The organism is Erythrobacter sp. HI0063 (genome assembly GCF_001635685.1).
Classification (GTDB): domain Bacteria; phylum Pseudomonadota; class Alphaproteobacteria; order Sphingomonadales; family Sphingomonadaceae; genus Qipengyuania.
This window is the reverse complement of record NZ_LWFF01000125.1, coordinates 1-674: the sequence shown is the minus strand read 5'-3', so window position 1 is coordinate 674 and position 674 is coordinate 1. Positions and strand designations below refer to the sequence as shown.

Here is a 674-nt window from a genome sequence, read left to right as displayed (position 1 = left end):
TCGGCGATGCTCACAAGGTTCAAGGGCCGCGACACGATCAAGACATGGGGGCTGAAGCTCGCGAAGACCAAGTGCCACGCCAAGGCGCGCGTCGCGGTCGCCCGCAAGCTTGCCATCGTGATGCACGCGATGTGGCGCGACGACACGTTCTATGTCGGCGATCCCGACGCCGAAGCGCACGAGACCGACAGCGCCTACGCAGCGAAGATGCAGCGGCTGAGCCTGGCGCGCTCATGATGACGAACACGCCAACCGCAGCCGGCTGACGGCTCGACGACATATGGAGGTCCGCTGAGGCGGCAGAAGGAATGATACAGACCAGGACAACGGGAAGCACGATATCTCGCCTGTGGCAGTGCAGACTGACCACGCTTGATTGCCTGTGACGATGCCCCGTAACTCCGATAGCGACATGTGCCGCGCGTACCAAAGTACCGCCTCAATGCAGAGCGATACCGGCCGCGATGAGCACGGAAGATTGCGCGGCGTATCAGACCTTGAACGCGACTTCGCAGACCTGCGCACGAGAGCGTCGAATATTTGGTCCAATAGTGCTAAAGAGAGGAAACGACGATGGCGAATACTTGCTCAAAAACGAAGCCAAATAAGATCGCGAGATAAAAGCAGCGCCGTCGGTCGGGCTGCAGGTGGTTGGTTTTGCGGGAGAATATGCG

1 pseudogene is annotated in these 674 nt (G+C 59.6%); it reads left to right on the top strand.

The annotated features are described in order from the left end of the window. Positions 1–166: pseudogene (locus A3736_RS05305) on the top strand (IS110 family transposase); the annotation flags it as partial. Positions 167–674: the final 508 nt, after the last annotated feature.